The 23,947-nt window shown below is 73.1% G+C and carries 22 protein-coding genes and 1 riboswitch; of the genes, 12 read left to right on the plus strand and 10 right to left on the minus strand.

What is annotated here, in order from left to right; genetic code table 11:
• Positions 1-119 precede the first annotated feature (119 nt).
• On the plus strand, positions 120-785 hold the full coding sequence (locus tag CP982_RS39895) for a TetR/AcrR family transcriptional regulator (RefSeq protein WP_150514965.1): 666 nt from the start codon (positions 120-122) through the stop codon (positions 783-785).
• On the opposite strand, the gene CP982_RS39900 is transcribed toward CP982_RS39895, so the two are convergent.
• On the minus strand, positions 693-2,141 hold the full coding sequence (locus CP982_RS39900) for a hypothetical protein (protein ID WP_170316599.1): 1,449 nt from the start codon (positions 2,139-2,141) through the stop codon (positions 693-695). The two genes, CP982_RS39895 and CP982_RS39900, sit on opposite strands and share 93 nt — an antisense overlap.
• A 247-nt stretch (positions 2,142-2,388) precedes the next feature.
• On the opposite strand from CP982_RS39900, the gene CP982_RS39910 reads away from it, so the two are divergent.
• Entirely contained in the window at positions 2,389-3,078 is a 690-nt protein-coding gene (locus CP982_RS39910) for a GNAT family N-acetyltransferase (RefSeq protein ID WP_150515973.1), read from the plus strand.
• A 104-nt stretch (positions 3,079-3,182) separates the two neighbouring features.
• A complete protein-coding gene (locus CP982_RS39915; RefSeq protein WP_150514967.1) occupies positions 3,183-4,667 on the plus strand; it encodes a hypothetical protein in 1,485 nt (494 codons plus the stop codon).
• Here CP982_RS39915 and CP982_RS39920 read toward each other — a convergent pair.
• A complete protein-coding gene (locus CP982_RS39920) occupies positions 4,664-5,401 on the minus strand; it encodes a hypothetical protein (RefSeq protein ID WP_150514968.1) in 738 nt (245 codons plus the stop codon). The genes CP982_RS39915 and CP982_RS39920 overlap by 4 nt on opposite strands.
• Entirely contained in the window at positions 5,398-5,631 is a 234-nt protein-coding gene (locus CP982_RS39925) for a hypothetical protein (protein ID WP_150514969.1), read from the minus strand. The genes CP982_RS39920 and CP982_RS39925 overlap by 4 nt, the downstream gene beginning before the upstream one ends.
• Positions 5,632-5,984: 353 nt before the next feature.
• Between CP982_RS39925 and CP982_RS39930 the strand changes: the two genes are divergently transcribed.
• Both CP982_RS39930 and CP982_RS39935 read left to right on the plus strand, forming a co-directional pair.
• Entirely contained in the window at positions 5,985-9,215 is a 3,231-nt protein-coding gene (locus tag CP982_RS39930) for a bifunctional cytochrome P450/NADPH--P450 reductase (RefSeq protein ID WP_150514970.1), read from the plus strand.
• 186 nt (positions 9,216-9,401) lie between these two features.
• On the plus strand, positions 9,402-10,625 hold the full coding sequence (locus CP982_RS39935) for an MFS transporter (protein ID WP_229879081.1): 1,224 nt from the start codon (positions 9,402-9,404) through the stop codon (positions 10,623-10,625).
• Between the two features lie 108 nt (positions 10,626-10,733).
• On the opposite strand, the gene CP982_RS39940 is transcribed toward CP982_RS39935, so the two are convergent.
• The gene (locus CP982_RS39940; protein ID WP_150514972.1) at positions 10,734-11,357 is read right to left on the minus strand and encodes a TetR/AcrR family transcriptional regulator; all 624 of its coding nucleotides are present in this window, start codon (positions 11,355-11,357) and stop codon (positions 10,734-10,736) included.
• 226 nt (positions 11,358-11,583) lie between these two features.
• On the opposite strand from CP982_RS39940, the gene CP982_RS39945 reads away from it, so the two are divergent.
• Positions 11,584-12,804 (plus strand): cytochrome P450 family protein, encoded by a 1,221-nt coding sequence (locus CP982_RS39945; protein ID WP_150514973.1) that lies wholly within the window; start codon positions 11,584-11,586, stop codon positions 12,802-12,804.
• 79 nt (positions 12,805-12,883) lie between these two features.
• A riboswitch (cobalamin riboswitch) is annotated at positions 12,884-13,007 on the plus strand.
• Between the two features lie 62 nt (positions 13,008-13,069).
• A complete protein-coding gene (locus CP982_RS39950) occupies positions 13,070-13,477 on the plus strand; it encodes a (2Fe-2S) ferredoxin domain-containing protein (protein ID WP_221514722.1) in 408 nt (135 codons plus the stop codon).
• A 36-nt stretch (positions 13,478-13,513) separates the two neighbouring features.
• On the opposite strand, the gene CP982_RS39955 is transcribed toward CP982_RS39950, so the two are convergent.
• Positions 13,514-14,428: a cobalamin-binding protein gene (locus CP982_RS39955; RefSeq protein WP_150514974.1), complete on the minus strand. Its 915-nt coding sequence runs from the start codon at positions 14,426-14,428 to the stop codon at positions 13,514-13,516.
• A gap of 165 nt (positions 14,429-14,593) precedes the next feature.
• On the opposite strand from CP982_RS39955, the gene CP982_RS39960 reads away from it, so the two are divergent.
• The 3 genes from CP982_RS39960 to CP982_RS39970 all read left to right on the plus strand — a co-directional run bounded on the left by CP982_RS39960 (position 14,594) and on the right by CP982_RS39970 (position 18,030).
• Entirely contained in the window at positions 14,594-15,556 is a 963-nt protein-coding gene (locus tag CP982_RS39960; RefSeq protein ID WP_150514975.1) for an SMP-30/gluconolactonase/LRE family protein, read from the plus strand.
• Positions 15,557-15,649: 93 nt separating this feature from the next.
• Positions 15,650-16,207, plus strand: coding sequence for a PadR family transcriptional regulator (locus CP982_RS39965; RefSeq protein WP_150514976.1), 558 nt, complete (start codon positions 15,650-15,652; stop codon positions 16,205-16,207).
• A 98-nt stretch (positions 16,208-16,305) separates the two neighbouring features.
• Positions 16,306-18,030 (plus strand): acyl-CoA dehydrogenase family protein, encoded by a 1,725-nt coding sequence (locus CP982_RS39970; protein ID WP_150514977.1) that lies wholly within the window; start codon positions 16,306-16,308, stop codon positions 18,028-18,030.
• 53 nt (positions 18,031-18,083) lie between these two features.
• On the opposite strand, the gene CP982_RS39975 is transcribed toward CP982_RS39970, so the two are convergent.
• The 4 genes from CP982_RS39975 to CP982_RS39990 all read right to left on the minus strand — a co-directional run bounded on the left by CP982_RS39975 (position 18,084) and on the right by CP982_RS39990 (position 20,129).
• Positions 18,084-18,512, minus strand: coding sequence for an RNHCP domain-containing protein (locus tag CP982_RS39975; RefSeq protein ID WP_150514978.1), 429 nt, complete (start codon positions 18,510-18,512; stop codon positions 18,084-18,086).
• A 26-nt stretch (positions 18,513-18,538) separates the two neighbouring features.
• Positions 18,539-18,922, minus strand: coding sequence for an RNHCP domain-containing protein (locus CP982_RS39980; RefSeq protein WP_150514979.1), 384 nt, complete (start codon positions 18,920-18,922; stop codon positions 18,539-18,541).
• Positions 18,923-19,206: 284 nt separating this feature from the next.
• Positions 19,207-19,536, minus strand: a complete 330-nt coding sequence (locus CP982_RS39985; RefSeq protein ID WP_150514980.1) for a hypothetical protein — start codon at positions 19,534-19,536, stop codon at positions 19,207-19,209.
• Between the two features lie 152 nt (positions 19,537-19,688).
• The gene (locus CP982_RS39990) at positions 19,689-20,129 is read right to left on the minus strand and encodes a Fur family transcriptional regulator (protein ID WP_150514981.1); all 441 of its coding nucleotides are present in this window, start codon (positions 20,127-20,129) and stop codon (positions 19,689-19,691) included.
• Positions 20,130-20,397: 268 nt separating this feature from the next.
• On the opposite strand from CP982_RS39990, the gene CP982_RS39995 reads away from it, so the two are divergent.
• Positions 20,398-20,607: a DUF2180 family protein gene (locus CP982_RS39995; RefSeq protein WP_150514982.1), complete on the plus strand. Its 210-nt coding sequence runs from the start codon at positions 20,398-20,400 to the stop codon at positions 20,605-20,607.
• Between the two features lie 311 nt (positions 20,608-20,918).
• On the opposite strand, the gene CP982_RS40000 is transcribed toward CP982_RS39995, so the two are convergent.
• The gene (locus tag CP982_RS40000) at positions 20,919-21,248 is read right to left on the minus strand and encodes a peptidase inhibitor family I36 protein (RefSeq protein ID WP_150515975.1); all 330 of its coding nucleotides are present in this window, start codon (positions 21,246-21,248) and stop codon (positions 20,919-20,921) included.
• A gap of 384 nt (positions 21,249-21,632) precedes the next feature.
• Between CP982_RS40000 and CP982_RS40005 the strand changes: the two genes are divergently transcribed.
• A complete protein-coding gene (locus tag CP982_RS40005) occupies positions 21,633-23,897 on the plus strand; it encodes an ATP-binding cassette domain-containing protein (RefSeq protein ID WP_150514983.1) in 2,265 nt (754 codons plus the stop codon).
• Positions 23,898-23,947: the final 50 nt, after the last annotated feature.

Consider the following 23,947-nt stretch of genomic DNA (forward strand, 5'->3'; position numbering starts at 1 on the left):
CGGCAGGACGAAGACAGTTCCAGGACGAACATGGTTCGTCGCGAACATCGTTCGTTCCGAAGGTAAGTAACGAACGGTGTTCGTGTCAAACAGTGTTCGTTTCGGGCTAGGGTTTCCCCATGAGCACGCAGCCCGTCAGCCGCCGCGCGCGGCCCGCCAAGGCCCCCCTCAGCCGCGACGTCGTCGTGCGCACCGGCCTGAAGATCCTCGACCGCGACGGCCTGGAGGCGCTGACCATGCGCCGCGTCGCCAAGGAGCTCGACACCGGCCCCGCCTCGCTCTACGTCTACGTCGCCAACCGCGACGACCTCATGGCGGCCATGCTCGACGAAGCCCTCGGACAGGTCCGGCTGACCTGGGAAGGCACCTGGCAGGAACAGCTGCGTGCCCTGATCGCCGCGGCCGTCGACGCGATGAGCCGCCACGAGGGCCTGGCCGCCGTCGCCCTCGGCGCCATTCCGACCGGCGACAACGTCCTGCTCGTCCTCGACCGCGCGCTCGCCCTGCTCAAGGACGGCGGCCTCGACGACAAGGCCGCCGCCTGGGCCGTCGACCTCCTCTGGCTCCACACCGCCGCGGCCGCCACCGAGCAGAGCGCCTACGACTCCAAGGGCTCCGACGAGGTGAGCGCCATCGCCGCCGCGGACCGCCGCTACGCCGCCCTGCCCGCCGACCGCTACCCGATGGTCACCTCACTGCGGCAGGCGCTCTTCTCCGCCGGCGACCGCGACACCTGGGCCCTGGAGGTCCTGATCAACGGCATCCTCCACACCCCCACCCGCTGACGCGCGGCAGCCGGCCACCCCGGCCAGGTCGAGGAGCCGGTGCATCGTCGCGGGCGGCAGGGCGGGATTCGCCGCGGCGTCCCGTGCGGAGCCGGGCACGCCGAGGCGCCGGTGCAGCTCCTCGCGGGGCAGCCGGGGGTCCCGCAGCACCCAGCGGCCGACGTCCGGATCGTCGATCAGCCGCAGCAGGAGTTCGGGCCCGGCCTCGGGATCGTCCAGGGCCGCGTGGCGCAGCCGCGGATTGGGGTGATCGGCGAAGCGGGCGAGGCCGGGCCGTGCGAAGTTCGGATGGTTGCGCAGGAAGGCCCACTTCAGGCCGTGCCAGTGGGCGTACATCTCCAGTACGAGGGCGTGCGGGGCCTCCCGGCACGACTCGCACAGGGTGAGTTTGACGAAGAAGTCCTCGTCGGCGGCCAGCCGGTCCACCACGTCGGCGGGCAGCTGCGGCTGCCTGGCGATGCTCCGTCGCAGCAGGACGTGGCCGGAGGCCGCGGCCCGGCGGGCGACGTCCGGTTCGTGGCCGCGCTCCTCGATCCAGCGCGGGGGCACGTGATAGCCGTGCGGCACGACGTACGCGATGGCGGAGCGCTGCTCCTCGGTGAGGTCCTCGCGCATCGAGAGGGAGAGCCGGACGCTGTCGTCGGGGTCCTCGGCGAGTCGCAGGGCCAGGGCGGTCGGCACCTCGGGGTCCTGGGCCGCCGCCCTTCGTACGGCGGGGTCCGGGTCCTGTACGCGGACGTCGGGCGCGGGGCGGGGTTCCGGTTCCGGCTCGCCCGGGAACAGCGCGGCGACGGCGTCCCGGACCAGGGGCTCGGGGTCGGCGAGCAGCGCCTCGCGTACGGCGGCCGGAAGCAGGGGCCACAGCTCCGCGGTGAGGGCCGAGGCCCGCACCGCGGCGTCCTCGTCCTGGACGAGCCGCATCCGCACCGGCATCGGCAGGTCCCACCGCGCTGCCGTCCGCCGGATCTTCGCCTCGCTGTCGCGGGCCAGAATGTCCGCCACTCCGTCCGGTACGCGTCGCCCGAAGTCATCGGCGACCAGCGCGTAGACGAACCGGACCCGGGGTTCGGCATCGCGGGCCAGCGGCACCAGGGCGTCGACATCGGCGGACGGGTTCTCCGCGGCCTGCCTCCGGTGGTCGGACTGTGGGGCGGCCACCAGCACGGCCGTGCTCTCCCGGTCGAGAGTGCACAGGGTGAGCCAGACGGGGGTGAACGCGGGCAGTTCCTCCACGGTGAGCAGGCGCGCCAGTACCGACGCGGGCAAGGCGGGCTGGAGCGTCAGGCCGCCGAGCCACTCCTGTGCCAACCGCTCGTCGCCGCCCAACTGATCCAAGTCCCCACCCATTTCAGTCACAGGCCCATTATCTCTGCCGTCAACACCTGTCGGTCGGGCGTCGCGCTCGACGGCCCGCCGCGCCGCCGCGGCAGCGCGGGGCGGAGCGTGGTGGCCCACCCCGGCGGCGCCCTGGACCCCCTCACTCCGCCGCGACCCCCGGTGCACGAGCGAGGCCTCGGCGCACGTCTGGTCGGGCGAGGCGTGCGGCGACCTCGCTGCGTCGGGGCAGGGCCGGGATGCAAAGATCAGGCGCGTGAACACTGATATGACCGTGCTCGACAACCCCGTCGCCGAGTCGCTGCTCGGACAGCACGCGCAGCTGGCCCGACGGGTCGGCCGGGCGGCCACCTACCTGCCGGACGTCACGACCTTCTGCGCGCTGCCGACGGAGCCCGACCCGGCGGACTGGTCCGATCTGGCGCGACTGCTCGGCCACGACGGCTTCGCCGACATGTTCAGCAACGCGGCGGCCCCGCCGTCCGACTGGGAGCCGGTCTTCGTCTTGGAGGGGCGCCAGATGATCTGGCCCGACCGGCGCGAGCCCGGCGGGCCGCGCTCCGCGGCCGACGTCGCGATCGTGGACCTCGGCCCGGACGACGTGTCCGAGATGCTCGACCTCGTCAAGCGCACCGAGCCGGGGCCGTTCTGGACCCGCACCGTCGAACTCGGCACCTACCTCGGGATCCGCGCACACGGATCCCTGGTGGCGATGGCGGGCGAGCGGCTGCGGCCGCCGGGCTGGACCGAGATCAGCGCCGTGTGCACGGCCCCCGAGGTACGCGGCCAGGGCCATGCCGCCCGTCTGGTGCGCGCGCTGTCCGCACGCATCCTGGCCCGGGGCGAGCAACCGTTCCTGCACGTGGCCGAGGCGAACTCCGCCGCCATCGCCCTCTACGAGGGACTCGGGTTCGAGACCCGCAAGCCCGTGACGTTCCAGGGCTTCCGCACCCCGTGACCGGGCTCGGGGCCGCAAGCCGCCGTGCGTAGCCCGCCCCGGTGTGGGCACTCGCCGTGCATGTGACGTCGCGTCACGGTGCTCGCGAGACAACAGGGGGGCGGATGCGGGACACGCGGGGAACAGGGGACAGGACCACGAACGCGCCGCCGTGGTGGGACGTCGGATTCGACGCGCACGGGGACGCCGAGGACGAGCGGCAGGGGGACCGGGTGGCGGACGCGGCCCGCGAGGCGGGCGTGCGCCACCTGGTCGTGCTCGCCCACACCGCCCACCACGAGCCCGGCCTGACGGAGCGGGTCGACGCGCGCTGCCGCACCCTGTTCGCGGAGGTCGGCGGCACGGAGGGCGTGGGACTCCTGGGAGTGCGCTGGCCGAGCATGTGCTTCGCGCGACCGGATGACGGTCAGGAGGAGCGGCCCACCGGCACCGGTCTCACCGACACCGACCTCGCCGGGCTGCGCCGGGTCTTCCCCGAGGGCGAGGACACCCTCGCCAGGTTGCTCGGGCTGCTGGACGAACGGCCCCCGGGCAACGGCCCCCTCGACGACGTGGGCATCGCCTTGCGCCGCCTCGTCGAACAGCCCCTGGACACCCCCGTGCACGCCTACGGCACCGACCTGGGCGCGGACGTCCTGCCGCAGACCGACCCGGCCATGCTCATCGACAGCCCCACCCAGGTGTGCGAGGGCTTCGCCGAGGCGCTCGACGCGGCCAGGCAGGAGACCGACCGGGTCGAGGAGCGCAGCCCCGAGCGGTTCGAGGAGGCGCAGTCGGGCTCCGGGGCGCCCGACGTGTCCAAGCACGGCACGCTCACGGAGTCCGGCACGGCCGGGCCGCGCTCCGCCGACGACCCCACCGAGCGCCTGTCGAGGCCCGAGTCCCTCGCGCCGAGCGAGCGCCCCCTGCGCGACCCGCGTGCCGAGGGCCCGTCGGACCGCGTGTGGGACGGCGCCCGCCAACTGCTGTGCCAGGTCGCGTCGTACGCGATGAGGAGGCACGCCGGGCTCGTCGGCGAGCGCGGTCTCGCCCCGCTCCTGCGGCGCCTCGGCGAGGGCCTGCCCGACACCCGCATCCACCTCGTGGGCCACGGCGCGGGCGCCCGCCTGGTGGCCTACGCCGCGCGGGGCCTCGGGCCGGACGAGCGGGTCGCCTCGCTGTGCCTGTTCCAGGCGGCCCTCTCCCACTTCGCGTTCGCCGAGCACCTGCCCCAACTGAGCGGTGGGGGAGCCCTTGCGGGCCTGCACCAGCGGGTGGCGGGACCCGTCGTGTGCTGCTACTCCCACCACGACCTGGAACTCGGCCTGTTCTTCCCGCTCGCGTGCCGCAGGATCGGCGACGGCGCCCTGCTCTCCGGCGCGGGGCGGACCTGGGGCGCGCTCGGCTACGACGGGATCCAGGGCATGGACGGCAGCCCCGCCCTCACCCTGGCCGACGCGCTCGCCGAGGGCGCGCTGCCGTCCTCCGGGTACGTCGGCGTCGACGCGTCCGAGCTGATCCGCGAGGGCGGACCACCCCGGGGCGCGCACTACGACGTGTTCCACCAGGACCTCGTACGCCTCATCCGGGCGGCGGGCGGTCTGGCCTAGCCGTTGGTGGAGAGGTAGCGCTGCCCGAGCGGCCAGCCCGCGCTGCGCCCGGCATCCGTCACCAAGAGGTGCTGGTACTGCGGGGCGGTGACGAGGTTCTGCGTCAACGAGGGGCACAGCACCGCGCAACTGGCGGCCGTCTGGGTGCCCAGGCGCAGGCCGTTGCCGTCGAAGAAGACGTACTCCACGTCGGTCGGGGCCTGTGCGGTGTCGACGCTCACCGAAGCCGGAACCGGCGACGGCAGCCGGAAGAGCACCCCGCCGACCCCGGCGGCGCGCAGCTGGCGGGCGCCGATGCCCAGGGTGCTCCACCGCGGCTGCGGCGAGTCCACGTCGAGCACGGCGATGCGCAGGGAGCCGAGGCCGGGCCCCCGCAGCACCGCCCGGGGCGCGCGGTCCAGGCGCGCGGCGGTGACGTCGGGACCGTCGCCGCCGGAGTCCCCGCCGTCGTCCGTGGGCGTGGGCGTACAGCTGGGGGAGGGGGACGCGGACGGCGACGGGCTGTCGGACGGTGAGGGCGACGCGCTGTCCGACGACGACGGCGAAGCGGGCGGCGGCGACACGATGAGGGTGCCGTTGACGCACTGGACGTGATGGCCGTTGCAGGCGAGGTTGTTGCCGTTCTCGTTGCTCTGGCCCTGCGAGGCCCCCTTGTCGCCGCCGCAGCCGCTGAGGGGGAGGAGCAGGCAGAGCAGCGCCACCGCCGATGCGGTGCGGTGCGGCGCTCTCGTCATCCGCCGGAACTCCCTCGCGGTGCGGGCCGGTCCGTGCCGGGGGCGCTCGATGTCGCTCCTGCGCCGCATTGGACGCGCTGGCCGACGCAAACCTGGTTGTCGCCCCGCTCGTTGGTCTGGACGATCGTCCCCGGGCTCTGCCGTTCGCCGCCGCCATCCTGTCCCCACACGGTGATGAACGCCGCCGCGATCATGCCGACCGCGCCGATCACCGCCGCGATCGCGCCCACCGCGTCCCTGCCCCCCATCGCGCCCCCTGGTCCGGCGTGCGCCGCGCGAGTGCCGGTGCGCCGGGAGGCCGGCGTAGGCGCGTCCCCACGGTCGGCGAAGGCGGTGGCGGCCGGGCTACGCCAGACGGCAGGGGTGCCGCCCCTGCGCCCGAAGGGGCCCCGTCTACGCGCCCCCTTCGCCGCTCGCGGCGCGCACGTCGGCGCGGGCGTGCGGACCCTCGACGCCTCGGACACCCGGAAGGTTCAGCCAACCGACCGTGTCGAGCAACACAATCAGCCGACATGGTCAGGTGACCAAGTCGGTTGTATCTTATGGATCAAGCGACCTGCCGTGCGGAACGAAAGGCCCCTCCATGACTCACGCGTCCACCACCGAGCCGACCTCCACGACGACGGCACAGGCGATCCCGGAGCGCCCGGCGCTCCCCCTGATCGGTCACGCGCTCGACATCCCGAGCGGGGCCGACGGCCTCGTCCATCTGATGAACGAGGTCAAGGAGTTGGGCCCGGTGTTCCGGATCCGCGCCTTCGGCTCCGAGACCGTGGTGGTCGGCGGCCTTGACCTGGTGGCCGAGCTGTCGGACGAGACCCGCTTCCGCAAGAACGTGCACGGGGACCTCGTCGAGATCAGGGAGATCGCGGGGGACGGCCTCTTCACGGCCTTCCACCACGAGCCCAACTGGCAGAAGGCGCACGACATCCTGATGCCCGCGTTCTCGCTCGGCGCCATGCGCGGCTACCACGCGACGATGCTCGACGTCGCCCGGTCGCTGATCGCCAAGTGGGACCGCGCGGCCGGCGCGGACCCGGTGGACGTGCCCGAGGACATGACCCGGCTGACCTTCGACACGATCGGACTCTGCGGATTCGGCTACGACTTCGAGTCGTTCCGGCGCGACGAGGCGCACCCCTTCGTCGACGCGATGAGCAGGGCGCTCGCCTTCACCCAGACCAAGGGCGAGTCGATCCCGGGCACGGAGGTGTTCCGCTGGAAGCAGGCGGAGCAGTTCCGCAAGGATGCCGTGCTGATGACGGAGCTGGTCGACGAGGTGATCCGGCAGCGCAGGGCCTCCGGGGACACCGGAACCGACGACCTCCTGGGCCGGATGCTGCACACCCGTGACGCGCGGACCGGCGAGCCCCTGGACGACGTGAACATCCGCAACCAGGTGATCACGTTCCTCATCGCCGGGCACGAGACCACCAGCGGCGCCCTGTCGTTCGCCCTGTACTACCTGACCAAGCACCCCGAGGTACTGGCCCGCGCACAGGCGGAGGTGGACGCGCTGTGGGGCGACGCGGACGCGCCCGCGCCCGAGTACGGCGACATCGGCAAGCTGACGTACATCCGTCAGGTGCTCAACGAGAGCCTGCGCCTTTGGCCGACCGCGCCCGCCTTCGCCGTGGAGCCGATCGAGGACACCGTCATCGGCGGCACGTACCCCGTGCGGCAGGGCGAGAGCCTGCTGGTGCTCACCCCGGCCCTGCACCGCGACCCCGCCTGGGGCGAGAACGTCGAGCTGTTCGACCCCGAGCGGTTCACGGCCGAGCGCGAGGCCGCGCGCCCGGTCCACCTCTTCAAGCCCTTCGGCAGCGGCGAGCGCGCCTGCATCGGACGGCAGTTCGCGCTGCACGAGGCCACGCTGCTCCTCGGCCTGCTCGTCCACCGCTACCGCCTGCTCGACCACACCGACTACCGGCTGACGATCAAGCAGTCGCTCACCATCAAGCCCGACGCGTTCACCCTGAAGCTCGCCCGGCGCACCAGCGGTGAGCGACGCCTGCCCGCCGCCGCGAGCGCGGCGCCCGTGAGCGCGGACCGACCCGCCGCCCGCCGGGCGGCCGCGACCGCGCTCACCCTGCTGCACGGCTCCAACCTGGGCACCTGCGCGGGACTCGCCCACGACCTGGCGGCCGACGGCGACGACCACGGGTTCACCACCGCGGTCGCGCCCCTCAACGACCTGGCCGGCAGGCTCAGCCCCGCCGACGGCCCCGTCGTGATCGTCGCCGCCTCCTACAACGGCCGGCCCACCGACGACGCCGCCGAGTTCGTCACCTGGCTTGAAGGCCTGGAGCCCGGCGCCCTCGACGGCCTCCAGTACGCCGTCCTCGGCGTCGGCGACCGCAACTGGGCCGCCACCTACCAGCACGTGCCGACCCTCATCGAGCGGTGGCTCACCGCCGCCGGCGCCACCCCGCTCCTGGAGCGCGGCGCCGCGGACGCCTCCGGTGACTTCGCGGGCGCCGTGGACCGCTGGACCGCGGAGCTGTGGACGGCGCTGCTCGACCGCTACGGCACCGCCGACGACGAGGCGACGCGCCCCGAGCCCGGCCCCGAGGAGCAGCCGGGCCTGTACGAGCTGGAGGACGCCACCGCGTGCGTCACCGGTGAACTCGCCGCCCGGCACGGCGTACAGCCCATGGAGGTGCTCGACGCCTACGAACTCGTCGACATGGAGCACGAGCTGGGCCGCTCCAAGCGCTTTCTGAAGCTGCGGCTGCCCGAAGGCGTCACCTACCGCACCGGCGACCACCTGGCCGTCCTGCCGCGCAACCCCGAGACCCTCGTCCGGCGGGTCGCGGACCGCTTCGGCCTCGACCTGGAGCGCACCGTGCGGCTGAGCGCCCGCCGCCGCAGCCGCAACACCCTTCCCGTCGACCGGCCGTTGACCCTGCGCCACCTGCTCACCGACTTCGTGGAACTCCAGACCGCAGCCACACCCGAGCAGATCGCCGTCCTCGCCGAGCACACCGCCTGCCCGCCCGAGCGCCGCCCCCTGGCCGAACTCGCCGCGGCGGACGCCGACGCCTTCCACGAGCAGGTCACCGCGCCGGGGCTCAGCGTCCTCGACCTGCTGGAGCGCTTCCGCGCCTGCGAGCTGCCGTTCGCCCGCTTCCTGGAACTCCTTCCGGTGCTGCGCCCGCGCCACTACTCCATCTCGTCCTCCGCGCAGGCCGCGCCCGGCGAGATCGACCTGATGGTGTCGCTGCTCGCCGCGCCCCACCGGGCGGGCGAGGGCACGTTCCACGGCATCGCCTCGCACTACGTGCAGGGCGTGCGGGCCGGGGACACCCTCCGGGCCAGGGTGCTGCCGTGCGGCGAGTCCTTCCGCCTTCCCGACGACGACACGGTGCCGGTCATCCTGGTCAGCGCGGGCACCGGCCTCGCGCCGTTCCGCGGAGCCGTCCTCGACCGGCTGCACACCGGGTCCACCGGCACGCTCCTGTGCTACTTCGGCTGCGACCACCCGGAGGTCGACTACCTGCACCGCGAGGAGTTCGAGCGGGCCCAGACGGCCGGAGCGGTCAGCATGCGGCCCGTCTTCTCCCAGGCCCCCGAGGGCGGCGCCCGCTACGTCCAGGACCGCATCGCCCGGGAGAGCGACGAGGTGTGGGACGTGCTGCGGGCGGGCGGCCGGGTCCACGTCTGCGGCGACGGCCGCCGGATGGCCCCCGCGGTGCGGGAGGCGTTCATGGCCGTCCACCGCGAGCACACCGGCGCGGACGACGAGCAGGCGGCCGGCTGGCTGGACGCCCTCGTCGAGTCCGGCCGCTACGTCGAGGACGTCTGGACCGGCTGAAGCGGGCGGCAGCCGCACCCGGCTCCCCGCTCGCCCCACCCGGTGGCCACGGGCGCCCGAAGCGCCCGTGGCCACCGGAGCCCCGAGCACTCCTTCCGCACCTCCCACCGAGAGGACTCCGATGCCGTTCGCACACCCGACCACGCGCCGATGCGCCGTGGCCGACCGCACCCCGAGGGCCCACCGGTGACCGCGCGCAGGACGGCGGTCCTGACCCTCGGCGTCGCCGTGGCGCTCATCGCCGGCGCGACCCTGGGCAACGGCGGCGCGAACCTCATGCCGCTGTTCATCGACGACTTCTCCGCACGGTTCGGGCTCGGGGACTCCGGTGCCGGACTCGTCGGCGCGGCCCAGCTCATGGCCACCGCGGTCGTCACCCTGCGGCTCGCGGGCCGGGCCGCGCGGCCCGGCCGGGTACGCATGACCCGCACCGGCCTCGCCGTCGCCGGAGCGGGTTTCGTCGGGGCGACCGCGGCGAGCGACCTGCCGACCCTGATCCTGGCGAACCTCGTCATCGGCGCCGGACTCGGCGCGGTCTACGCGGCCGCCACGGCCGCGATCGCCGCGACCGACGACGCCGACAAGGCCTCCGCGGTCACCATCGCGGGCACGGTGGTCGTGACCGCCCTGCTGATCATGGCGGTGCCCGCGGCCAACCACAGCCTGGGGGAGGGGACCGGCTTCCTGGTCATGGCGCTGTGGTGTCTGCTCGCCTGGCCCCTGGTACGCGGGCTCCCCGACGGCCCGGCGACGGCGACGCCCACGGCGCCCGGGACCGGGGCCGGGGCCACGCCCGAGGCCGAAGGCCCGACCACGACGGCGACCCCCTCCTGGGTCCTGCTGGGCGCGATCGCGCTGTTGTGGGCCGTCACCCAGGGCGCCTGGGCGTACGCCTCGGTCTTCGGGCGCGAACACGCCGGCATGTCGGCATCGGCCGTGTCGGTGGTCCTCGCCGTGTCCGGTGTCGTGGCCCTCGTCGGCGCCGCACTCGGCCCCGTTGCCGCCCGCCGCTTCGGCCGTACGCGGTCCCTGGCCGGCTTCATCGTGGCGCAGGCCCTCTCGATGGCGGTCCTGGTGCTCACGCGCGACCCGGTGCTCTTCGTCGTCGCGGCGGTCCTCTGGCAGGCCTGCCAGCTGGCCGTCCTGGTACAGACCCTCGCGGCGGCCGCCCTCCTCGACCCGAGCGGGCGCCTGGTGGCCTCCCTCAGCGGAGCGAGCGCGCTGGGCACCGGCATCGGTCCGCTGGCCGTCGGCGCCGTCCTCGACACGGCGGGCGCCGGAGTGCTCGGCGTCCTCCTGGCTCTCGGCACCCTCGTCGCCTCGGTGCCGCCGCTGAGGATGACGGTCGCCAGCGCGACGGCCGACCGGGCCCGGCGTCCCGAGCCCGCCCGAGCGGCCCCGACCCGCTGAGCGCCCGTCACACCGCGGGCGCCGTTCGGCCCCACTGCCCCGGGCCCACCACGCGAAGCGGCCACCTCCCCCGACTCCGAGCAGGGGAGGTGGCCGCTTCGCGCGCTGTCAGGCGCCGGCCGCCCGCGGCAGGCCGAGGGTGCCGCCCGCCAGCGCCGCCGCCCCCGCGGCCAGGGCCCGCACGACGTGCCGTTCGGCCTCCTCGTCCGGCAGGGCCAGACGCTGCAGGATGAGCCCGTCGAAACCGGCGAGCAGGAAGCGAGCGATGGTGTCGGGGGACGCGGCGAGCCGCTGGCCGGTGCGCTCGGCCGCCTCCGTCACCAACTGCGCCGCCACGTCGTGCGCTTGGCGGAAGTGACTCTCCAGAGCCTCGTGCAACGCCGGTGTCCGCAGGGCGTACATGGTCAGTTCGGTGAGCAACTGATGGCTGGCGGGCTGCTCGCCCACGGTGCGCCACAGCGCCCCGGTGAGCGCGGCGAGCGTTTCCTCGAAACCGGCGTCCGCAGGCGCGGACTCCCGGACCTGTGCCAGCAGGTCCTGGCTGAGCTGCTCCATGACGGCGCGGTACAGGTCTTCCTTGGTGCCGAAGGTGTAGTGCACCGTCGCCTGGGCGACACCGAGCTCGGCGGCGATGGCGCGGGTGCTTCCGGCGGCGACACCCTCCCTGGCCATGAGGGCGATGGCCGCTTTGATCAGCTGGGGGCGGCGCTCGGCCGCAGTCACATGAGCCATGCGTACATAGTAGCGACATAGTCAGCCGAAAAAGTCGACTGAACAACTCGGCGGAGCGACTCGAGGGACAACTCGACCGAACAACCCGGCTGGAACGTGCGTGCGACTCGCCGGACAGGTGCCGCGCGCACTCTTCTCCGGGCGCGCGCGCAACCGTACGATCCAGTCGCCGTCCCGCGCACGCGCTCCACGATCGACCCCGTCGTCGACCAGCCAGAGGTGACCCGTGGACACCCAGACCCCCCTCTTCCGCCTCGACGCGAGCGCCGGTGACATCCACGGCGAGAACGAGAAGCTCCGCGCGCTGGGCCCCGCCGTGCGGGTGCGGCTGCCCGGCGGGGTGCCCGCCTGGGTGATCACCCGCCACGACCTGCTCCGAGAACTCCTGGCGGACCCCCGTACGGCCAAGGACCCGGCGCACTGGTCCGCGTGGCGCGCGGGAGAGGTGCCGGAGGGGTGGCCGCTGATCAGCGTGGTCACCAACCGCGGCATGACCACCGCCGACGGCGAAGAGCACCGCCGCCTGCGGGACCTGGTCACCCAGGCCTTCACCGCGCGGCGCGTCGCCGCGATGCGGCCCCGCGTCGAGGCGATCACGCTGCGGCTTCTCGACGCCCTCGCGGAGCGCGGCGGCGACGCCGTGGACCTGCGCCGGCACTTCGCCTATCCGCTGCCCATGGCCGTGATCGGGGACCTCCTCGGCGTGCCGGAGGAGCGCTTCGACGAGTTCCGGACCCTCTCCGCCAGCCTGACCAGCAGCGTCACCACGCCCGACGAGACCATCGCCACCCAACGACGGCTGCACGCGCTCCTCGGCGACCTCGTCGCCGAACGGCGGGCGCGGCCGGGGGAGGACCTGACCAGCCGGCTGATCGCCGTGCGCGACGACGGCGACCGGCTCTCGGAGCCGGAGCTGATCGGCACCCTGATCCTGGTTCTCGTCGCGGGCCACGGCACCACCCTCAACCTGATCACCAACGCGACCGCCGCCCTGCTCACCCACCCCGAACAGCGCGCCGCCGTCACGACCGGACGACGGCCGTGGGACGCCGTGGTGGAGGAGACCCTGCGGTGGGACTCGCCCGTCGCGCACTTCCCGCTGCGCTACGCCCTCGACGACATCCCCGTCGGCACCGTGGTGATCCCGCGCGGCGAGGCCATCCTCGCCTCGTACGCGGCCGCGGGCCGCGACCCCGGCCGATTCGGCGCCGACGCCGCCGAGTTCGACATCGCGCGCCCCCGGCCGAAACACCTGTCCTTCGGGCACGGCCCGCACTACTGCCTCGGCGCCGCCCTGGCGCGCCTTGAGGCGGGCATCGCCCTGCCCGCTCTGTTCCGGCGGTTCCCGCACCTGGAACTCGCCGTACCGCGCGCCGATTTGGTGCCGCTGCCGTCCTTCGTCAGCAACAGCGTCCAGGCCCTGCCGGTCACCCTGTACGGCGGATAGCGCGGCCCCGGAGCCGGGCCCCCGGGTACCACCGGACGGCCGGATGGAATGATGACGGGCGACAAGGCGACGGCGGTCCGAGGAAGCCGGTGTGAATCCGGCGCGGTCCCGCCACTGTGATCGGCGAGCCTGTCCCGACTGGCCACTGCCCCGCGAGGGGTGGGAAGGCCGGGACGGGCATCGACCCGAGAGCCAGGAGACTCACGCGGTCGCCTCCTCCACGGAACACCGGGGCGGATCTCCCCGGAGAGAGGCAGGACGCGGCATGCCCGCAAGACCGGTCGGCAAGTCAGCAGGGGCCGCGCGGAGTTCCGGGGCGGCCGCCGCCCCGGCGCCCTGCCGGGTCGTCGTGTGCCGGGACTGCTGCTGCGGCAGCCCGAAGGTGACAGGCGTCGACCACGCCGCGCAGACCGCGCGCCTGCGGGCCGAGGCGCCCGTGCGCGTCTCGGCCTGCCTGGACGTGTGCGACCAGGCCAACGTCATCGTGGTCCAGCCCTCCGCCGAGGGCCGTGCGGCCGGTGCCCGACCGGTGTGGCTCGGCCTGGTCAACGACGCGGACGCGACCGAGGACATCGTCGCCTGGGTCCGCGCCGGAGGCCCGGGCGTCGCCCCGCGACCGGAGATCCTCGACCTGTACGCCTTCACCCCGCCGCGCCGCCGCGCCGTGTCCTGAACGGCCGCGCCGGGCCGGGGCGTCGGGGCCTCGCCGTCAGCGGAACGGGCGCGCCTCCGCCGGGGTCACCGCCGTCCCGGCCCGCACCCCGTGCAGGACGTGGGCCAGCACCTCGGCCCCGCGCACGACGCGCGGGCCGGGGCGGTTGAAGTACGCGGGCCCGTCCAGGACCCAGACGCGCCCGGCCCGGACGGCGGGCAGCTCGGACCAGCCGGGCAGCCGGGTGAGCAGGTCCGTCTCGCGCAGCGTCCGCTCGGGCGGAAAGCCGCACGGCAGGACGAGCAGCACCTCCGGCCGGGCCGCGCGCACCGCGTCCCAGGTCATGGGTGCGGTGTGCTCGCCGGGCGCGGCAAGGAGCGGTTCGCCCCCGGCGGCGGCGATCTGTTCGGGCACCCAGTGCCCGGCGGGCCACAGCGGATCCAGCCACTCGATCGCGACCACCCGGGGCCGTTGACGTCCGGCGGTCCGCTCGCGCACCCGCTCCAGACGGGCCCGCAGCTCGGCCCGGCGCAGCTCGGCGGACTCCCGCACCCCGAGCACGGTGCCGACCGTGACCAGGCAGTCCAGTACGTCGTCCAGGGTGCGCGGCTCCAGGCTCAGGACCCGGGTGCCCGCGTCCAGGAGCCGCACGGTGCGGCTGACCCTCTCGTACGACACCGCGCAGACGTCGCACAGGTCCTGCGTGAGGACCACATCGGGCCGCAGGGCCGCGAGCACCTCGGTGTCGAGGGTGTACAGCGAGGACCCGGAGTGGGCGGAACCGCCCACCGCGTCGGAGATCTCACGGCTGCTCAAGGTCTCCTGATCCAGGTCGGCACCGGTCACCACGGGCACGGACGCCACCGCGCGCGGCGGCCAGTCGCACTCGTGGGTGCGCCCGACGAGCCGGTCCGCCAGGCCCAGTTCGGCGACGATGTCGGTGGCGGCGGGGAGCAGGGAGACGATGCGCATGTGCCGACCCTAAGGCCCTGGTCCTCGCCCCGGTCCCGCCCCGGCCCCGGTCGCGGCCCCGACCCCCGCCGGTGTGTCCGAGCAGACGCCCCCTGGCTGTGGTGCTCGCGGCCCCCGGCCCCGATACTTCGCCGGGCAGACCGACCCGACGACGGAGGGGAACCGATGACGTTGAAGGTGAGCAGGGCGCCGCGCGGAGTCTTACGGGGGCCGGGCCGCGGCATCGTGTCGCTGGCTCTGCTGGCCGCGGCCGCGGGTGTGCTCGCACCCGCCCCCGCGTCCGCGGCACCGGCCTGTGCCGCCACGGGACCGGGAGCGCCGGCGCAGGTGGCGCGCATCCCCGACTGGGTCGAGTCGATCGTCGTCGACCGGCACGGCCGGATGTTCGCCACCGCGTACTTCACCGGCCGCGTCTACCGGATCGACGCGCCGGGCCGCACCCCCGTACCCCTCACCGGAAACGTGGGCGCCAACGGCGGGATCGTCGTGCGGGACGACGGCCGCCTCCTCGTCGGCACCGGCAACGACGTCCTGCACTCGCTCACCGGCGACGCGCTGCCCACGTCGAAGCTCCTCCTCGTGGACCCGGACACCGGCGAGGTCACGACGTACGCCGCCGGGCTCGGCGGCATCGACGGCGTCGCGCTCGCGGCCGACGGCACCGTGTACACCACGACCCTGGGCGGGCGGAACATCGGCCGCGTCACGCCGGACGGCGAGGTCGACCCGGCCTGGGCCAGGGTGCCCCAGTCCAACGGGATCGCCGTGTCCCCGGACGGGGAGCAGGTCTACGTCATCCAGACCACGGTCGCCCCCGGCCTCTACCGGATCCCGGCCGACGACCCGGCACACCCGCGGCGCTGGGTCTCGGTGGCACCGTCCGACGTCCTCGCGCTCCCCGACGGGCTCACCCTCGACAGCAAGGGGCGGCCACTGATCACCACCCACGCGGCGGGCCAGATCTGGCGCGTCGAGGACGGGCGCCTGTGCGCCGTGGCCTCGGGCCTCCACCTCTCCACCCAGGTCGCCTACGGCCACGGCGACCGCGGCTTCTCCGCGGGCAGGCTCTACCGGGCGGGCGTCGACGGGAAGATCTACGAAGTGCCCGCGGGTGCCGACCCCTCGTAGACGGCCGAAGCCGCCGTGCCGGTCCGGGTGAGCCGTGTCTCACCTGGACGGCACCGCTTGTCTATGCAACGAGTTGCATAGAAGGATTCGGGCATGGCGCTTGAGCACGCGATCCTCGTCTCCCTGCTGGAGCAGCCGGGCTCCGGTTACGAGCTGGCCCGGCGGTTCGACCGGTCCATCGGCTACTTCTGGACCGCCACGCACCAGCAGATCTACCGCGTCCTCAAGCGCATGGAGAGCGACGCCTGGATCGAGGCCCGCGAGGTGGCGCAGCAGGACCGCCCCGACAAGAAGGAGTACTCCGTCGCGGCCCTCGGCCGCGCCGCGCTCTCCGGGTGGCTGCACGAGCCGATCGAACCCGAGAGCGTCCGGCACGAGCTCGCCGTGAAGATCCGTGGCGCGGCCTTCGACGACCCGGCCGCGCTGATCCGCGAGGTGCGGCGCTACCGCCAGGCGCACGCCGAGCGGCTCGCGCACTACCTCGCGGGGGAGCGGCGCGACTTCACCGGACCCGAGGCCCCCGCTCCCCTCGACGACCGCCAGGAGCTCCAGCACGTCGTGCTGCGCGGCGGCATCGCGTACGAGCAGATGACGCTCGCCTGGCTCGACGACGTGATCGACACCCTCGAACGGCTCGGCGCCCGGCGCTGACGTATCCACAGCTCTCCCGCACCTCCAGCTTTCCCCACCCCCTTCCCTTCCACGACGTCCGGGACCTCCCCGACCCCGAGCCGGAAAGGCGACTGGCCATGGCCGACGCGCTGCTGTTCAACCCCCGCACCTACGACCCGACCCACTTCGACCCCGAGACCCGCAGGCTGCTGCGCGCGACCGTGGACTGGTTCGAGGCGCGGGGCAAGCGCAGGCTGATCGAGGACTACCGCTCCCGCGCCTGGCTCGCGGACTTCCTGGAGTTCTCCGCCAAGGAGGGCCTGTTCGCGACCTTCCTCACCCCGGCGTCCGCCGCCGGGGAGGGCGAGGGCGACAAGCGCTGGGACACCGCCCGGATCGCCGCCCTCAACGAGATCTTCGGCTTCTACGGGCTCGACTACTGGTACGCGTGGCAGGTCACCATCCTCGGCCTCGGCCCGGTCTGGCAGAGCGACAACGCCGCCGCCCGCGCCCGCGCCGCCGAACTCCTCGCGCAGGGCGAGGTGTTCGCCTTCGGCCTGTCCGAGAAGACCCACGGCGCCGACATCTACTCCACCGACATGCTCCTGGAGCCGGACGGCGACGGCGGCTTCCGGGCCAGCGGCTCCAAGTACTACATCGGCAACGGCAACGCCGCGGGCCTCGTCTCCGTCTTCGGCCGCCGCACCGACGTCGAGGGCCCCGACGGCTACGTCTTCTTCGCTGCGGACAGCCGCCACGAGGCGTACCACCTGGTGAAGAACGTCGTGGACTCCTCCAAGTACGTCAGCGAGTTCCGGCTCGAGAACTACCCGGTCCGTGCCGAGGACATCCTGCACACCGGCCGCGCGGCCTTCGACGCCGCCCTCAACACCGTCAACGTGGGCAAGTTCAACCTCTGCACCGGCGCGATCGGCATCTGCGAGCACGCGATGTACGAGGCCGTCACCCACGCCCAGAACCGCATCCTCTACGGCCGTCCCGTCACCGCGTTCCCGCACGTGCGCCGCGAGCTGACCGACGCCTACGTCCGCCTCGTCGGCATGAAGCTGTTCAGTGACCGCGCCGTGGACTACTTCCGCTCGGCCGGGCCCGACGACCGCCGCTACCTCCTCTTCAACCCGATGACGAAGATGAAGGTGACCACGGAGGGCGAGAAGGTCATCGACCTGATGTGGGACGTCATCGCGGCCAAGGGCTTCGAGAAGGACACCTACTTCGCCCAGGCCGCCACCGAGATCCGGGGCCTGCCGAAGCTGGAGGGCACGGTCCACGTCAACCTGGCCCTGATCCTGAAGTTCATGGGCAACCACCTGCTGAACCCGGCCGAGTACGCGCCCGTGCCGACCCGTCTGGACGCGGCCGACGACGCCTTCCTCTTCCAGCAGGGACCGGCCCGGGGCCTCGGCTCCATCCGCTTCCACGACTGGCGCACCGCCTACGACGCGTACGCCGACGTGCCGAACGTCGCCCGCTTCCGCGAACAGGCCGACGCCCTCTGCGAGTTCGTCACCACGGCAGCCCCGGACGAGGAGCAGAGCCGCGACCTCGATCTGCTCCTCGCCGTCGGCCAGCTGTTCGCGCTCGTCGTGCACGGCCAGCTGATCCTGGAGCAGGCGCGCCTGACCGGCCTGGAGCAGGACGTGCTCGACGAGCTCTTCGCCGTCCTCGTACGGGACTTCTCTGCGTACGCCGTCGAGCTGCACGGCAAGGACTCCGCCACCGCCGCGCAGCAGGGCTGGGCCCTCGGCGCAGTCCGGCGCCCGGTCGTCGACGAGGCTCGCTTGGCGCGCGTCTGGGCCCGTGTCGAGGCGCTGTCCGGGACGTACGAGATGGCGCCGTAGCCCCGGAGCCGCGCAGGTACGGGGCCGCCGTGTCGCCACGGCGGCCCCGGTTGTCACAGGGTGAGCAGTGTGCGCCGGGCGACCCCGGTGTCCTGGAGCGGCTTGAGGGCCAGGCGCACCAGAGCCAGCGCGTTGTCGTCGCCCGCGACGCGGTTGGCGCTGAGCTCGCCGCACGTCAGGCACTCGTGGATGAGCATCCACTCGCCGTCCGGGCGCGCGGTCATGGTCAGCGCCTCCATGCGGCCGCGGCAGGGCGAGGCCCGGTCACCGGGGACGCGGTGGTCGACGTGCAGGCTGGCCAGGCAGTGCGGGCAGTGGTTGCGGTGCCCGGTGCCCGGCGCGTCCAGGGACACGTCGAGCCGGCAGCCGACGCACCGGAAGTCGTGCGCGCGGTGGCCGCCCCGAGCATGCAGGACGTCCTTGTGCCGCTGCGGGCGGAGGCGCGCCGACGACGGCTCGCGGGAGTGGTTGCGTCGCGGCATGGTGGTCTCCTTCCCTTCGGTCCGGGTCACAGGGAGCCGAACGCTTCGAGCGGGAAGGGCGGTTGGGCGAGCGGCCGGACCGCCATGCGCATCAGGATGAGCTGGTTGTCGTCCGTGCGGACGGGGCTCGAGGTGAGTTCGTCGCAGCGCACGCAGCGGTGGATGACCCGCCAGTCGCCGGTCCGCAGGACGGCGATGGCTATCGGTGACATCCGCCCGTGGCACGGGCTCGGGCCGCCCTCGACGTGGTCGGTGACGTGCTGCGAGTGCAGGCACGACGGGCAGTGGTCGCGCGGCACGCCGTCGGCGGTGGTGGCGGACACGGTGAGGCCGCACCATGCGCAGGCGAAGGTGGTGAGCTTGAGGGTGTTGTGGGCGTCGCTCTGACGAGCGCCGGTGTGGTGGGACACCCGGGATACTCCTTGCTGAGGAATGGGAAACGACAGCAAGAGCAGGCCGAGCGGCCTCGGCGGAACGAGCGCACCGGAATTCCGGCGTCCGGCCGCCGCGCGGACGCGGGGGCGCGAGAAACGGACGCTCAGACGGTGCGGCGAGGCGCGCTCGGCGCGACCCGGGGCATCAAGACACCTCTCTCAGGGGCACACGGCCCGGTCGGTGATCAGCGGTGTGAACGCCAGGTTAGCCACGGCGTCGTGGCGTGCGCCAACGATTAAAGCGCTGGTGCGGGCGCGGGTCAGATGGGGTCGATGATGATGTCTTCGACGGCGAAGACGCACTTGGACTCGGTCTTGGACTCCTTGGTGCCGCCGTCGACGTTGTTCTGCCACGTGCCGTAGTACGTGAAGCCCGCCTTGCACTTGACCTTGGCCCGCCAGGTGACGTTCATGGTGCCGGTGCAGCTCAGCGACCCGTTCTTGTTCAAGTCCGTCGCGGCGGTGCAGTCCAGGGTGCCGTAGCGGAACGTCTCGCCGGGTTTGACGGCCGACGCGGTGGGTGCCATGAGCACCGTGGCCGCGACGAGCGCGGTGCCGAGGGTGGTGAGCCTGCGGATCGAGAGTTTCATGCCGTTTCCTCCCTGTTCGGACAGCATCTAGAGCGTGCTGCCGGGAGACTCCCGAGCAATAGGGGGCGGCGCCGGGACGGGCCGGGAAACGTTCCCGGTTCGGACGGGAAGGGCGGCGGCGAAGTGACGGCCGCTCGGCGTGGGGTCCCGCCTCAGCCGCGTGCCGGTCGGCAGCTCGCGCACACGCCCCACCAGATGATCTCCGCCTCGTCGACCGCAAAGCCGCGGTCGTTCTCGGGCGTCAGGCACGGGGCGTGGCCGACGGTGCAGTCGACGTCCTCGATGCGGCCGCAGGACCGGCAGACCAGATGGTGGTGGTTGTCCCCGACGCGCAGTTCGTAGCGGGTGGGGGAGCCCGCCGGTTCGATGCAGCGGATCAACCGCGCCCGTGCCAGGTCGTCGAGGACGTTGTACAGGCCCTGCCGGGACAGGCTCCCGGCGGCGGGCGAGGCCTCGGCGGCGACGCCGATGCGGCTCTCCAACTCGGCCGCCGTGGAGTGCGGATGGCCGTCCAGGGCGCTGAGCACGGCGCGACGCTGTGCCGTGCTGCGCAGCCCCTTGGCCCTGAGCAGTCCGGCCGCTCGCTGCTCCATGACGATGCACCCCCAGTTCCGTCCCGGAAGTCTAACGGGATCACGCCCGGCACCCTGAGCGCGATCCGATCCTAGAATTGACTCTGTCCAAACTGGCGGGCTACTGTCTCGTACGGCGACGGACCGCCGACCGCCCGAGCCGATCGGCGCGCGACCGCCGCCGTACGCGACCCCACCCCTCTTCCGCCGCGCCGCCCCACCGGTTCCGGGGACAGCTGTGCCCCGAACCGGGGAGGCCGCCGGCGTGCGACCCCGACGGAGACCCCCCATGAAGTGCTACGACTGCGACCTCGACGGCAGGGGCGCCACCACGGGCATCGGCATCTGCAGCCGCTGCAACCTGGTCGTCTGCGCCGACCACGGGCACGTCACGCCGACCGTCCTCCATCGGCCCGGCGGCCTGGGCAAGGCGACGCGGGACCGGCCGGGCCGCCGCGTCGTCTGCCGCACGTGCCACGCGGCGGAGGTCTCCGCCTGAGCCGGGCCGATCCACCGTCACCTCCCTGACCGGCCGGGCCGTTCGCCCCGTCACCCCCGAGGAGGTGCGTCGTGCACCCTCCCGCCGAGCCCGGAGCCACCACGTCCTCCGGCCCCGACGCTTTAGCCGGACCCGGTGCCGTCCGCTCGCGTACGCCCCGGCCGTACTCCTGATCGGCCTGACCATGCGGCCCGTCATCGCGGCCGTACCGCTGCCCCCGACGGGCGCGGCGGGCACGTGCTGCCCCGCTGAGCATGTGAACGGGCCCGCACCCCGGAAGAGGGGTGCGGGCCCGCGCCGACGTGGTGGGTTCAGCAGCTCATGGCCCAGGTGTGGGAGTCGCCGTTGTCATTGGCCGCGCCGTTGTAGTGGACCTCCTGGCCCGGCGTCAGGCAGATGGTCATGTGACCGCCCTGGTGGGCCCGCGAGTACACCTTGACGTGGTCCTTGACGCCGGGGCCTGAGATGCCGTGGTTGGCCCAGGAGGAGTCCTCGTCCGCGATCCAGCTCTCCCACCAGCCGTCGTCACCGGACCAGTTGGCGCGCTGGCCGTCGTAGTTGGCGTGCTCCCAGGTGCAGAAGTGGCCGCTGGGGCAGTCGGCGGCACCGGCGGGCGCGGCGGCGACCAGGCCGCCCGTCATCAGCAGGGCGGCCGCCGCCACGGTGGCGAGGAGGCCGCGCTTGGCGGGGTTCTTGGAGGCGGAGGAGACGGGCTTCGTGCTCATGTGCGGGAGGGGCCTTTCTGTTCGTTTCTCTTGAACCACATAGGTGGGGGCGCCGCTGCTGCTGGGCGGGCACGGCCAGACTGCCCTCGGCGCGATGACGGCATTCGGGCATTCACCCGAACGACGGATCAATGGGAGAGAAGAAGCCTTTCTTCGCAAGTGCGGCGCGCGGAAGGCGAATGCGGGGCGTGACGCCTTGGTGAACGCCCCCGGCCGGGAGGCGTGCCGATATCCCCCTCGCCCTCACTGGGTACGGTGTACGCTGTTCCCTCAGGTCGAACCAAAGTGCGAGGAGCGCTCGTGAACGTCACCCCCGCCGACAGCCACTCCGTGATCCAGGTCCGCGGTGCGCGGGAGAACAACTTGCAGGACGTATCGCTCGACCTGCCGAAACGCCGGTTGACCGTCTTCACGGGAGTCTCGGGATCGGGGAAGTCCTCCCTGGTCTTCGGCACGATCGCCGCCGAGTCGCAGCGGCTCATCAACGAGACGTACGCCGCGTTCATCCAGTCCTTCATGCCGAACGTCGGCCGCCCCGACGTCGACGAGCTGCGCAACCTCAGCGCGGCGATCGTCGTCGACCAGGAGCGCATGGGCGCCAACTCGCGCTCCACGGTGGGCACCGCGACGGACGCGTACACGATGCTGCGCATCATCTTCAGCCGCCTCGGTCGGCCGGGCATCGGTACCGCGGGAGCCTTCAGCTTCAACGTGCCCGAGGGGATGTGCCCCGACTGCGAGGGCGCCGGCGAGGTCGCGACCGTCGACGTCGACCAGCTGGTGGACCGAGACCTCTCGCTGAAGGAGGGGGCCATAGTCGTCCCCTACTACGCGGTGGACTCCTGGAGCTGGCAGATCATGGTCAACTCCGGCTTCCACGACCCCGACAAGAAGCTGCGGGACTTCACCGCGCGGGAGTGGGACGACCTGCTGCACAAGGGCCCCGTCAAGGTGAAGGTGGGCTCCAACGGCTTCACCTACGAGGGCCTCGTCTCCAAGATGCAGCGGAGCTGGCTGGCGAAGGACCGCGAGTCGCTCCAACCGCACATCAGGAGCTTCGTCGAGCGCGCTGTCGTGTTCACCCGCTGCCCGCTGTGCGAGGGCACCCGGCTCACCCGGGCCGCACTCGCCTCGAAGGTGGGCGGGCTGAACATCGCCGAGTGCTCGGCGATGCAGATCAGCGATCTGGCGGCGTTCGTCCGTGGCATCGACGCGCCGGGCGTGGCGCCACTGCTCGCCGGTCTGCGGGACCTCCTCGACTCGCTCGTGGAGATCGGCCTCGGCTACCTCAGCCTGGACCGGCCCTCGGGCACCCTGTCCGGCGGCGAGGCGCAGCGCGTGAAGATGGTGCGCCACCTCGGCTCCAGCATCACCGATGTGACGTACGTGTTCGACGAGCCGACCATCGGCCTGCATCCGCACGACATCCAGCGCATGAACGGCCTGCTGCTGCGGCTGCGCGACAAGGGCAACACCGTGCTGGTGGTCGAGCACAAGCCGGAGGTCGTCGCGATCGCCGACCACGTCGTGGACCTCGGGCCCGGCGCGGGCGAGGCGGGCGGCCGGATCTGCTACACCGGCGACGTCCCGGGCCTGCGGACGTCCGGCACCCTCACCGGACGCCACCTCGGTCACCGGGCCGAGCTGCGCGGAAGCGTCCGCACGCCCCAGGGGCACCTGTCCATCAAGGGCGCCGACCGGCACAACCTCAAGGACGTGGCGGTCGACGTGCCGCTCGGGGTGCTCACCGTGGTCACCGGCGTCGCCGGATCGGGCAAGAGCTCCCTCATCCACGGCTATCTGTCCGGACAGGACGGCGTCGTGGTCGCCGACCAGTCGCCGATCCGCGGCTCGCGCCGCTCGAACCCGGCGACGTACACGAACCTCCTCGGTCCCATCCGCACCGCCTTCGCCCAGGCCAACGGCGTCAAGGCGGCGCTGTTCAGCGCCAACTCCGAAGGCGCCTGCCCCAAGTGCAACGGCATCGGCCTCGTCCACACCGACCTCGGGATGATGGCGCAGGTCGCGTCGGTGTGCGAGGAGTGCGCGGGCAAGCGGTTCACCCCCGAGGTCCTGACGTACACGCTGCGCGGCAAGAACATCAGCGAGGTGCTCGGCATGTCGGTCGCCGAGGCCCACGACTTCTTCCCGTCGGGCAAGGCGCACACCATCCTCGGCCGCCTGACCGATGTCGGGCTGAGCTATCTGCGCCTCGGGCAGCCGCTCAACACCCTCTCCGGCGGGGAGCGGCAGCGGCTGAAGCTCGCCATCCACATGGCCGAGAAGTCGTCCACGTACGTCCTGGACGAGCCGACGACCGGGCTGCACCTGGCCGACGTGGACAAGCTGCTCGCCCTGCTCGACCGGCTCGTCGACGACGGCAATTCGGTCGTCGTGATCGAACACCACCAGGCCGTGATGGCCCACGCCGACTGGATCATCGACCTCGGCCCGGGCGGCGGGCACGACGGCGGCGAGGTGGTGTTCACCGGCACGCCCGCCGAACTCGTCGAGGGAGGAAGCACGTTGACGGCACGTCACCTTCGGGAGTACGTGGCCTCCTGAGCCCGTGCCGTGGGGTGCGGGCCGCGCGCCCCACGGCACCGCCCGTGATA

It is taken from the genome of Streptomyces spectabilis, assembly GCF_008704795.1.
Classification (GTDB): Bacteria; Actinomycetota; Actinomycetes; order Streptomycetales; family Streptomycetaceae; genus Streptomyces; species Streptomyces spectabilis.

Bases quoted from the DNA above. Each gene is read 5' to 3' on its own strand.
- CP982_RS39895 (WP_150514965.1), top strand. From the start codon at position 120: ATGAGCACGCAGCCCGTCAGCCGCCGCGCGCGGCCCGCCAAGGCCCCC.
- CP982_RS39910 (WP_150515973.1), top strand. From the start codon at position 2,389: ATGACCGTGCTCGACAACCCCGTCGCCGAGTCGCTGCTCGGACAGCAC.
- CP982_RS39915 (WP_150514967.1), top strand. From the start codon at position 3,183: ATGCGGGACACGCGGGGAACAGGGGACAGGACCACGAACGCGCCGCCG.
- CP982_RS39920 (WP_150514968.1), bottom strand. From the start codon at position 5,401: ATGACGAGAGCGCCGCACCGCACCGCATCGGCGGTGGCGCTGCTCTGC.
- CP982_RS39930 (WP_150514970.1), top strand. From the start codon at position 5,985: ATGACTCACGCGTCCACCACCGAGCCGACCTCCACGACGACGGCACAG.
- CP982_RS39940 (WP_150514972.1), bottom strand. From the start codon at position 11,357: ATGGCTCATGTGACTGCGGCCGAGCGCCGCCCCCAGCTGATCAAAGCG.
- CP982_RS39950 (WP_221514722.1), top strand. From the start codon at position 13,070: ATGCCCGCAAGACCGGTCGGCAAGTCAGCAGGGGCCGCGCGGAGTTCC.
- CP982_RS39955 (WP_150514974.1), bottom strand. From the start codon at position 14,428: ATGCGCATCGTCTCCCTGCTCCCCGCCGCCACCGACATCGTCGCCGAA.
- CP982_RS39960 (WP_150514975.1), top strand. From the start codon at position 14,594: ATGACGTTGAAGGTGAGCAGGGCGCCGCGCGGAGTCTTACGGGGGCCG.
- CP982_RS39965 (WP_150514976.1), top strand. From the start codon at position 15,650: ATGGCGCTTGAGCACGCGATCCTCGTCTCCCTGCTGGAGCAGCCGGGC.
- CP982_RS39970 (WP_150514977.1), top strand. From the start codon at position 16,306: ATGGCCGACGCGCTGCTGTTCAACCCCCGCACCTACGACCCGACCCAC.
- CP982_RS39975 (WP_150514978.1), bottom strand. From the start codon at position 18,512: ATGCCGCGACGCAACCACTCCCGCGAGCCGTCGTCGGCGCGCCTCCGC.
- CP982_RS39985 (WP_150514980.1), bottom strand. From the start codon at position 19,536: ATGAAACTCTCGATCCGCAGGCTCACCACCCTCGGCACCGCGCTCGTC.
- CP982_RS39990 (WP_150514981.1), bottom strand. From the start codon at position 20,129: ATGGAGCAGCGAGCGGCCGGACTGCTCAGGGCCAAGGGGCTGCGCAGC.
- CP982_RS39995 (WP_150514982.1), top strand. From the start codon at position 20,398: ATGAAGTGCTACGACTGCGACCTCGACGGCAGGGGCGCCACCACGGGC.
- CP982_RS40000 (WP_150515975.1), bottom strand. From the start codon at position 21,248: ATGACGGGCGGCCTGGTCGCCGCCGCGCCCGCCGGTGCCGCCGACTGC.